The sequence below is a fragment of the Psychrobacter piscatorii genome (assembly GCF_001444505.1).
GTDB lineage: Bacteria > Pseudomonadota > Gammaproteobacteria > Pseudomonadales > Moraxellaceae > Psychrobacter > Psychrobacter piscatorii_B.
This window is the reverse complement of the sequence record NZ_LNDJ01000052.1, coordinates 121,845-130,990: the sequence shown is the minus strand read 5'-3', so window position 1 is coordinate 130,990 and position 9,146 is coordinate 121,845. Positions and strand designations below refer to the sequence as shown.

Below are 9,146 nucleotides of genomic sequence, written 5' to 3'. Positions count from 1 at the left end.
ATGGTCGAATGTTCAACACGCCCTAATCAAATTGATAAACTAAATAATAAAAATAGGAGTAAGCATGTCTAGCTCGACGATTACACAAGCCATGATTTTGGCTGCTGGCAAGGGCACACGTCTGCGACCATTGACATTAGATACGCCCAAGCCTTTGGTTCAAGTAGGTGGACAGCCACTTATTGTCTGGCATATTAAAGCACTACAAGCCGCAGGTATTACCGATATCACGATCAATGCGTCATGGCTGGCGGATAAGCTGATGGATACCTTGGGCGATGGCTCGCAATATGGAGTCAAACTACATTGGTCAGTAGAAGGTGATGAGCCGTTAGAGACGGCAGGTGGCATTTTTCAGGCATTACAGTCAGGCAAGCTGCGAGACGAGCCATTTATTCTCGTCAACTCTGATGTTTGGACGACCTATGATTTTGCTCAGTTGCGAGACTATACACTAGGCGCGGATCAGCGCGCGCACCTGTTGTTGATTGACAATCCAGAGCACAATGATGGTGGTGATTTCGCTATTAATAATGGTCTTGCCAGCGAGCAGCCAGTTGGCGATGCGGACAAGTTTACTTTCGCTGGTATTAGCGTGATGTCTCCTACGTTGGTAGAGGGATTGGTATCAGGACAGCCTGCCGCATTGGCACCACTACTTAAGCAAGCGATGATCAAATTCCAGATTACTGCTGAAGTGATTACTGATAACTGGATCGACGTTGGTACAGCCGAGCGCTTGGCACAAGTGAATGAATTTATTGAAAAAAACGATATCGATAATCATCAAGGTCGAGTAAATTCATAAGATAAGCAAAAATACGCTGGTAAACACAAAAAAGCAGCGTTGATCGTTCAACGCTGCTTTTTTACACAGATGATTTCTATATCTTGTTCAATCTTTACCAATAGAAATGAAGAGTGAATACAGGAACTGGTAAATTGAGCGCGTAGCACATAGGTAACGACATTGTCTGATAACCGTGTTAAACGCCCATTGCCAGCTTAATCAATTGGGCAATCGTAAAGATCGTCAAAAATCCTGCGGCATATAAGCCCAGAAACCAAGCCCATTGTCTTTGCTTTTTACTCAAATGTTTTTTACTGAGATTTTTCATAAAGACCTCTTATCTGACAAATTGAGCACAGGTGCCACAAAAATGTGTAGCACCTGCTTATCTCACTACTAGCTGCTTGTCATTTACAATGACTAGTACATATGTTCGTGATCAGTTTTACCCTTGAACACATAGTACGCATAAGCAGTATAACTTAAGATGATAGGTAACATGATTACCGCGCCCACCAGCATAAATGATAGCGATGTATCGGCAGCCGCCGCTTCATGTAGCGTCATCTGATAGGGCACAATATAAGGGAAAATCGCCACACACACCCCAATATAACCCATCAAAAATAGCGCGACAGTCAATAAGAAAGGACGATATTCACGCTCTGTGGTCAAATCTTTACGCATGATAAAGAACAATATGAGTGCAATAATCGGCATCGGCGCTAAGTAAGGTAAGCGTGCTAGTGTGAACCAATTCTCAAGCGCTTCAATGTCTGAGAAGTACATAAAGATCGTCACGATAATCATTGCGACAACCAGCGCTGACAATAACCACCCTGAGATTTTTCTTGCCCAAACCTGCAAGTCATGTTCCGTCTTTAAGATCAGCCACGTCGAGCCTAATAGCGCATAACCAATGATGACCGCAATACCGCTGACCATCGAAAAGGTCGTGAGCCAGTCAAAGGGGCCACCCGTGAACAGACGGTTACTGGCATCAAGACCATGTACCAACGAGCCAAGCATCACCCCTTGAAAGAAGGCAGCAGTGATTGAGCCAACAAAAAACAAAGAGTCCCATATGTAGCGATGCGTGCTAGATTTGAAACGAAACTCAAACGCCACGCCACGCAAGATCAGACCAACCAGCATCAAAAACACAGGCAAGTACAGCCCTGTCATGATGATGCCGTAAGCGACTGGGAAAGCTGCGAATAGACCGCCGCCACCCAATACCAGCCACGTCTCGTTACCATCCCAGAATGGGGCGATAGAGTTCATCATGCGGCTACGGTTTTTGTCTGAGCCTGCAAACGGAAATAAAATACCACAGCCTAAATCAAAGCCATCAAGCAGTACATAAATAAAGACTGCAAGCGCAATCAATCCACCCCAAATTAAGGGTAAGTCTAATACATCACCGAAATTAAACATTAGCGTAACCCTCCATCATCGATGTCATCTGCTGGTGTGTCGATATCTTGCTTGGTCGTGTGACCAGCAGGATCATTATCTCCGCTCAGCGTACGACCTTGACCTTCGGTTACTGAATGCTCGTAGAAATTGTCTTCGGCAGGATCGGTATAAGGTTTTGGCCCTTGACCAATCAAGCGCAAGATATAAAAGCTACCTGCACCAAAAACAAAGGTATAGACGATAATAAAGCCGATCAATGTAGTGGCAACCTGTTGGGCTGCTAAGGGTGACATACTTTCAGCTGTACGGATTACACCATAGACTGTCCATGGCTGACGCCCTGTTTCGGTGACAAACCAACCGGCAAGTAGCGCGATAAAGCCAAGCGGCGTCATCATCATCCATGCACGGTGGAACAGCTTGCTGTCAGGATTGAACTGCTGTTTTTTGAAGTATTTATAGACACTAAATAGACCCACAAGCACCATTAACATACCAATGCCAACCATAATACGGAAGGCCCAAAACACAATAATAACGTGTGGTTGGTCTTCTGGTGCCCAGTTTTTGAGACCCTTCACTTCACCATCTAACGAATGGGTGAGGATCAAACCTGTGACATAAGGGATTTTTACTTCGTATTTATTGGTTTGATTTTCTTGATCAGGAATCGCAAAGAGACGTAATGCTGCCCCGCGCTCATCTTCCCAGATACCTTCCATGGCTGCGACTTTGGCAGGCTGATGCTCAAGCGTATTTAGCCCGTGCTCATCACCGATTAATACCTGCGCAGGTGCCACAAAAATCGCCATGATCATCGCCATGCCCAACATCACGCGGCCATGTTTTCGGTGTTCGATGTGCCTTTTGGATTGTAGATAATAAGCACCAATACCACCAACCACAAAAGCAGTCGTCAAGAAAGCAGCGGTCATCATGTGTGCGTAGCGGTAGGGAAATGAGGGATTAAAAATAATCTCAAGCCAGTTGGTTGGATAAAGCAGACCATCAGCACCGACCATGAAGCCTTGCGGCGTCTGCATAAAGCTGTTGGCGGCCAAGATCCAAAACCCTGAGATCAACGTACCGATAGCGACGGTTGCAGTGGCGACAAAGTGCATGCGCTTACTAACGCGGCCCCAACCGAAGAGCATGATACCCAAAAAGGAGGCTTCTAAGAAAAATGCAGTCAGTACTTCATAAGCGAGTAGTGGGCCTAAGACGTTACCCGCCTTATCTGAAAAGACTGCCCAGTTGGTCCCAAACTGGTAAGACATTACCACCCCTGAAACCACACCCATACCAAACACCACGGCAAATATTTTTACCCAGTGTTTGTAGACTTCCGCAAAAACAGGATTGCCTGTTCTTAACCAGCGAAACTCAAGTACGGTCAGCCAGCTGGCAAGTCCAATAGAAAAAGCGGGAAAGACGATATGAAAGGAGACAACAAAAGCAAACTGGATACGCGCGAGTGTCAGCGCATCCATTTGATCGATCATAAACGTAGCAAACATAAACGGTTACTCTCATCTGTTAGCTGAATAGCGCTGGCTTCCGTACAACGCTTAAGTAACTGTCCGTAACGGTACATAAATCAAGGTGACAAAGATTACGGGCAATGGCTCAGTGACGCAAAACTCTACTTTAGCAACATTAGGCATAAATTGTGGTTAAGCTTGCGATTCACTGTTTAGCTGAATTGAATAATTTATGTCCCTATAAATTCATATATTATAGTCATGTGCTGTATATATTATGCGCTTCCCTAGATAGTGACGCAACCCGTACGGTTAGACAGCTGCATACCTAGGAGTCAGAAAAACAAACATAAAACACCCTTGAAAATAAAATTAACTTTATGAATAACAATGACTTGGGAGTAGCGAGTATTTTTTCATAAAACATCTGTTCTGTTTATTACTTGCTTTCCCATGCATTAAAATGTTCCCCAATAACAAAAACATACATCATTCTTGTAACTGTTTATGCAAAATCCGTCGCAGTGTCAAAATAGTTTGTGGATTGGTTTGAATACTATGACCGCCATTGATAACTGTTTCAGAGGCGGCGCCATCTAGGTGAGCACTGGTATAGGGAACAATGCCGTCTGATAAACGTTGGGTTAGGGCTTGACTGATATTTTTATCAACAATGACGGCAGCGACCAGTGGCTCAGGAGGCAGCTCTGATGTGTCATCTGACACGCTGACACTTGCGCGCTCGTCTTTAGCGTCTTCTTCTAGCGCTTGCGATAAATCAATTTTGGCACCGTCAGGCTGTGCTTGAGCCAACCCTTTGGTGATATCAGCATCATTGTTGGCAATAATTGAATGATAAGTCACACGGCTATTAATCGTCAGATCTTTGGTTAATTCGATAAAAGAAGATTTGTCACTGAGCTGACTGGCACCATTTTGTAGATATAAAGCGCCCAATGGATTTTGCGCCAGATCTCCTTGCGTGGCAATCGTTGCCAAGTTGTCAGTCACTGTTTTTACCAAACCGACTGGCAGATAGACAATGCGGCGCAGCGCACGAGTGAACCAGCGATCGGCATAATCTGTGCCACGAAATGGCGCAGACAAAAATACGGCAGTGTCTACTTGGGGCAATGAGTGAAGCTCAAACCGTTTTCTTAATTCCTTTTCACCAAACGATTCTTTTAGTGCATCGCGGATTTGCCGCTTTTCACTGTTTGAGAGAATGTCTTGGTCATCCAGTCGGTCTAAGTCTTCAACCAGATTTTCATCGGATAGCATCATACGCGCGATGAGCGCGCCCATACTGTGGCTGACAATCACGCTATTTTTGCTGGCGCGATTTTGTCCCGTTGGGTCTGTTTGCTCGTAAGTTGTGTTGATTAATTGCTGAATCTGATAGCGATTTTCTAAAATAGGCAAATTGGTTGGATAAAATATTTGCCAAACCTGGTAATTGTCGCGCAGCTTATCATCATTGAGAATATCGTTGGTGAGATTGACCCACGTGGCTGGGCTAGAGGCCAAACCATGTAGCATAATGATGACACGCTTGTCAGGGTCATAAGGTTCGAGCATAAACAGTTTGGGTAGACGAGCATCTAGCTGGCGCGTGATGAGGTTCAAATAACCCACACTATCCAACTGGTTTTCTGCCAGCCACATTCCATAACCTGCTGAGAAATTGGCTGCTAATGGATAGTTATCGTTAAGAATATTGACGGTTTCAGTTTGATATGGATTGTATAGATGGATATCGAGCTGGCGACTGCTCAGCACGTCCAGTACGCTATCACCACTTGGTTTGATCAAACCAGTCAGCAGTAGATGACCAGTAGGATAAATGCGTGAGCTTGGCTCGCTATCCTTTGTATTGTCACTTTCATTGGCGAAGCGACCCGATAGTGATGATGATAATAATTGGCGAATCGTGGTGGTATAGCGATCATCGAGAGAGGCAACTAAGCTGATACCTAAACCGGGACGTTTGCTAACAGAGTTCAGCCCAGAGAGACGTAGCTCGTAAGTAGAAACTAAGTCAGCAAGCGCAGAGTCTTGCTTATGAGCATTTTGCAAATAGTTGTTTTCATTGGGCAAATAGATGCCGAGGTCATAATCATCTACTTGTACTTTCATGACTTTGACTTGGTCGATCGCTTTACCTTTTAGCGGGGCTCGGTTGGCAATCGCTGCTTGGTCGTTACTATCGCGCTTGGTAGAAGGGATGGTTAAGTATTCTACTTTTGTGCCATTCATCAGTTTATCTGAGTTTTCGGTCGATCGATAAAGCTGCGTGATGACATCATTGCTGGCAGCGTTGTAGATATCTTGGGTCTGAATATCGTTGTCAGTTGGGATGCGGGTTTGTGTGTGAGCACTACTATAGCTTTCATCAGCACCCTCAAAATCATGAGTCAGACTGTCATAAAACAAATAGGTATAGCTATATTTAACCGCATCAAACAGTCTATCCTGATAGTTGTTTAAGCAAAGGTCGGTCTCTTCTTGCTGCGTTTTGGCATCATCGTCGCTCAAAGGCGCATTGGCATAGTATGGGTCAAGTGGTGGACGGGCAAGTGCATTGCGGCAGTTTTGTGAATCAGCAAGCTGGCGCGCTTTTGCGTAGTGCAGTTCTGCAAAAATCGCCAGTGCAGGTCGATAGTGTTTATTCAAAATACTGTCCGTGAGCTGAGTCAAGCACAAGTCGAACTGCTGCATACAAGCTTGCTCGTTAAGACCTGCTGATAGCAAGGCAGATGCCGTATCGCTGCTTAGTTGATTGTCAGTGACGATATTACCGCGCTGTGCTGAGATGGTCTTGGCCGATGCTTGTTTTTCCACCGAGACGACACTACAGGCTGGTAGCAGCATTGCCGCTGTCAATAATGCGACTGAGGCGATAGGCAGCATTTTTTTATTGGCTTGCGTTACCGTGTTTTTGCTAGGGCTAGCAGAAGTCATAAGTCAGTCCGGTAAAAAAAGTAGTTATGAGAAAATCAGCAATGGAAGTACTTTTGGTTATAGTAGAGTTTAGCGTAACTTTTGATATTAGACTATTTTATTTGAAAGGTTATAACCAAGCGCTATATATCGAATGACTTTTTCAAGTGATGGTTATTGTTTTGAGATACACTTAAATTTTTGGTTAAAAAGGGCATTTATTTAGACAAAGAAAAAAGAGGTAAAGTAGAAAAAGATGAGGCTCTGTGCAGGCAGGTTTCTATTAGGCACAAAAAAGCCAGACACAAAAAAGCGCCTTTGCTTTATATTCATAAAAACAAAGGCGCTAAGTATTCTAAGGCTACAAAATTATTTGTTTATCTTTAGTATAGACAAACAGTGCCAATTTAGGCACCTGGTTTGACATTGATATCTGGTGCAGGGATGTCCCAAATGTAGAATTTGCCATCTTCCACCAGTTTGATTTGTTGAGGAATCACGGTGTTGTTAGGGTATTTTTCTTCAAGACGACGTAGGCGCTCTAGGGCGCTGGCACGGCGATCACTGAGTAGATCTGACTGTGCCAAGCTTTGCTCTGCTTCGGTATAACCTAGCGATACGGCGCGGTCTAGATATTTTTGACCTTCTTTAAACCCGCCACCTTCTGATAGCATCATGCCATACAAAAAGTTGGCTTCACCGCTATCTGGCTGGATTTTGAGCGCACGATCAACATACTGCCCGCCGCGTACTGTATAGTCTGAGCCCAAGTCTAGATTACGACCCATACCATTGAGCTTGGCTGCGCGAATCAATACATCGTAAGACGCATTTGGTGATTTGGCATAAGGCTCGATCCAATCAGCCAATACTTTGATTTTTTCGCGAGTATAATGGCGCTGAGTGCGGTTAGGGAAGTTTGGTGGATAGTGACGAGCATTCGGTGAGACGTCTGCGATGAAATCATCAAGCAAGCTGACGTCAAGTTTATCAGTACCTAGGCCTTTTTGTTGTGGGATCAAGACGGTTTTGATAAAGCTCACATCTGAAAGCTGTACTTGTGGCGTTGGAATATTTGAGAGCTGACCACTGCGCAGATCAATACCAGTCGCAGTCATCGGGCCTGGCTCATAGACGCGAGTGGTACCGCTGATTACAGGGGCGTTAGCTGGATTCATCATTTGCGATGCTGGTAGCTGAGCGGCGCTGACAGGTACACGATTTGGTTGAGTACTGTTTGATTGCATCATCTGCGCTGCCTGTGCCGTGCTCAAAGGCGTACGGTTAGGCTGAGTGTTGCTTGACGGCATCATTGGCTGAGTATTAACTGACTGAGCGCTATTAGCAGGCGTAGCATCTGTTGTGCTTTGAGCTGTGCTGGTCGTTGCACCTGGCCTTGCTAGACGAATCACGCGTTTACTGGAATCTATAGCGCTCGGTACAGCAGGTGCTGATGTAGCAGCAGTGTCAGCTTCTGCAGCATTCACAGGCGCAGAAAGCATCATTGCACAGGCGGCTGTAAGCGCGGTCAAGGTTGCAAGCTTTGGCGACTTGGAAGACGCGCTATTAGAGAGAGTTGCTTTCATAAAAATCATTACCTTATTTAGTCGTTATTCATTGATCGGCTGATAATCAGGATATATGTTTGCTGCAAAATCGTACAAATTTTTAATACCCTAGCAAATTAAGCTTTGCGCTATCTGTGGTAGGATTGTTAATCGCTAGCGTTGAGCAAATCTAGCAGCGTTAGTTAGACCAGCTATGCCATCGACGAATTTACTATATTTACCTCTATAAATGATAAGCGGTCGCCTTCATACGGTTGGCCATCCAGCGCATCGTCTGACGTACAGGTGGTGACAACGCAGCGCCGCCACTTGCCAGTGCTAGCTCGCGATGATGTTGCTCTTCGATATCCATTTGTGCCAGTATTTCTCTTGAGCGTTGATCATGTTTGGGTAGTTGATTGATATGATCTTGCAGGTGCTCGCTAACTTGTGCTTCTGTCTCCGCGACAAACCCCAAACTAAACTCATTTGAGATGGCGCCTGCGACTGCACCTAGGCCAAAAGACATCCCATACCAAAGCGGGGTAAACACACTCGCATGGCTACCCAGCTCATTTAAGCGCGTCTCGCACCAGACCAGATGATCGACTTCTTCTTCAGCAGAGTTTTGCATGGCTTGCTTGACGCCACTGTCTTTGGCAGCAAATGCTTGTCCATGGTAGAGACCTTGCGCGCACACTTCACCGGTATGATTGATACGCATCAGCCCTGCGACATGGCGCGCCTCTGTGATGGTCAGTTCAGGAATCTCGTCACTACTCACTGGCAATGGGCGCGTACTGGGGTTTGAGTTTGGCACGACAGCTCGTAATGCTTTGTCGACCCCAAGCAATAGCTGATCGATTTTGGATAAAGGACGCAGGGCCATGGTTCACTCCTGATGGCGTTAAATTCTATCAATAAAATAAGACTAGTGACTGCTCTAGGGTAATAATCCTGTGCACAGCT

At 45.3% G+C, this 9,146-nt stretch carries 7 protein-coding genes; 1 reads left to right on the top strand and 6 read right to left on the bottom strand.

From position 1 onward, the window contains the following. The first annotated feature begins 64 nt into the window (after positions 1-64). Positions 65-808, top strand: a complete 744-nt coding sequence (murU, locus tag AS194_RS04195; RefSeq protein WP_058024217.1) for an N-acetylmuramate alpha-1-phosphate uridylyltransferase MurU — start codon at positions 65-67, stop codon at positions 806-808. A gap of 178 nt (positions 809-986) precedes the next feature. Here the strand turns inward: murU and AS194_RS14020 are convergent, their stop codons facing one another. From AS194_RS14020 to coq7, 6 genes are all read right to left on the bottom strand, one after another. Further along, positions 987-1,118: a hypothetical protein gene (locus AS194_RS14020; RefSeq protein ID WP_263281220.1), complete on the bottom strand. Its 132-nt coding sequence runs from the start codon at positions 1,116-1,118 to the stop codon at positions 987-989. A 92-nt stretch (positions 1,119-1,210) separates the two neighbouring features. Further along, positions 1,211-2,227 carry a cytochrome d ubiquinol oxidase subunit II gene (gene cydB, locus AS194_RS04190; RefSeq protein ID WP_058024216.1) on the bottom strand — a complete coding sequence of 339 codons (1,017 nt, stop codon included), beginning with the start codon at positions 2,225-2,227 and terminating at the stop codon, positions 1,211-1,213. Continuing rightward, positions 2,227-3,726, bottom strand: a complete 1,500-nt coding sequence (locus AS194_RS04185) for a cytochrome ubiquinol oxidase subunit I (protein WP_058024215.1) — start codon at positions 3,724-3,726, stop codon at positions 2,227-2,229. The genes cydB and AS194_RS04185 overlap by 1 nt, the downstream gene beginning before the upstream one ends. Before the next feature lie 453 nt (positions 3,727-4,179). Continuing rightward, positions 4,180-6,651 carry an esterase/lipase family protein gene (locus AS194_RS04180; protein WP_058024214.1) on the bottom strand — a complete coding sequence of 824 codons (2,472 nt, stop codon included), beginning with the start codon at positions 6,649-6,651 and terminating at the stop codon, positions 4,180-4,182. A gap of 386 nt (positions 6,652-7,037) precedes the next feature. Further along, the gene (locus tag AS194_RS04175; RefSeq protein WP_058024213.1) at positions 7,038-8,216 is read right to left on the bottom strand and encodes a tetratricopeptide repeat protein; all 1,179 of its coding nucleotides are present in this window, start codon (positions 8,214-8,216) and stop codon (positions 7,038-7,040) included. Positions 8,217-8,421: 205 nt separating this feature from the next. Next, on the bottom strand, positions 8,422-9,060 hold the full coding sequence (gene coq7 / locus AS194_RS04170) for a 2-polyprenyl-3-methyl-6-methoxy-1,4-benzoquinone monooxygenase (RefSeq protein WP_200960315.1): 639 nt from the start codon (positions 9,058-9,060) through the stop codon (positions 8,422-8,424). Positions 9,061-9,146 lie beyond the last annotated feature (86 nt).

Coding starts and splice junctions, on each gene's coding strand:
- AS194_RS04180 (WP_058024214.1), bottom strand. CDS start 6,651: ATGACTTCTGCTAGCCCTAGCAAAAACACGGTAACGCAAGCCAATAAA.
- AS194_RS14020 (WP_263281220.1), bottom strand. CDS start 1,118: ATGAAAAATCTCAGTAAAAAACATTTGAGTAAAAAGCAAAGACAATGG.
- AS194_RS04185 (WP_058024215.1), bottom strand. CDS start 3,726: ATGTTTGCTACGTTTATGATCGATCAAATGGATGCGCTGACACTCGCG.
- cydB (WP_058024216.1), bottom strand. CDS start 2,227: ATGTTTAATTTCGGTGATGTATTAGACTTACCCTTAATTTGGGGTGGA.
- AS194_RS04175 (WP_058024213.1), bottom strand. CDS start 8,216: ATGAAAGCAACTCTCTCTAATAGCGCGTCTTCCAAGTCGCCAAAGCTT.
- murU (WP_058024217.1), top strand. CDS start 65: ATGTCTAGCTCGACGATTACACAAGCCATGATTTTGGCTGCTGGCAAG.